This window comes from Dellaglioa sp. CoH-57-MRSF-19, assembly GCF_056781975.1.
Map to the genome: position 1 here is coordinate 1 of NZ_JBXAXW010000128.1, position 468 is coordinate 468.

Below are 468 nucleotides of genomic sequence, written 5' to 3' on the forward strand. Positions count from 1 at the left end.
TCACTTTCTCGTCAGCGCAGACCCTAAATGCGACCGATGTGCTTATTGTGACAGCGGCGGCATCAGCAGACGCGAACCTAGCGAACGCGACGTTCACGCTGCGTGGTACAGCATCAGCGGCGTAAAACAAAAACCCCATCAGACGCGAATCTGATGGGGTTTTTCATTTAGAACAAGCCTCGTGATTTCGGATACAGCTGCGAGTGCCATGCGTGGTATGTCGAAGGTAGCGACTGCGCCTCGAAGCTCTTTGCCTTGGGCGGTTTCCACTCATCCGGTTCAGTGGGTGGCAGCACATCGGTCTTGAGTGTCACGAGTTTTCTATTGCGCTTGATTGCAACCCGATTCATGTCGAACATTTTCTTCACGTCTGCGTCGGCCGCTGCGTACCAGTCAGCGATCGTGCCGTGTTCGATCAGCCCCTTCTTAATCTGAAGCGGCTTGAACGTGCCAATTCGTGGAATGCTG

Annotated in this window: 1 protein-coding gene; it reads right to left on the minus strand. The window is 53.8% G+C overall.

From position 1 onward, the window contains the following. Window positions 1-167 precede the first annotated feature (167 nt). Window positions 168-468, minus strand: a 301-nt coding sequence (locus AC1RO3_RS08595; RefSeq protein WP_481764017.1) for a hypothetical protein, incomplete at its 5' end; no start/stop codon positions are given.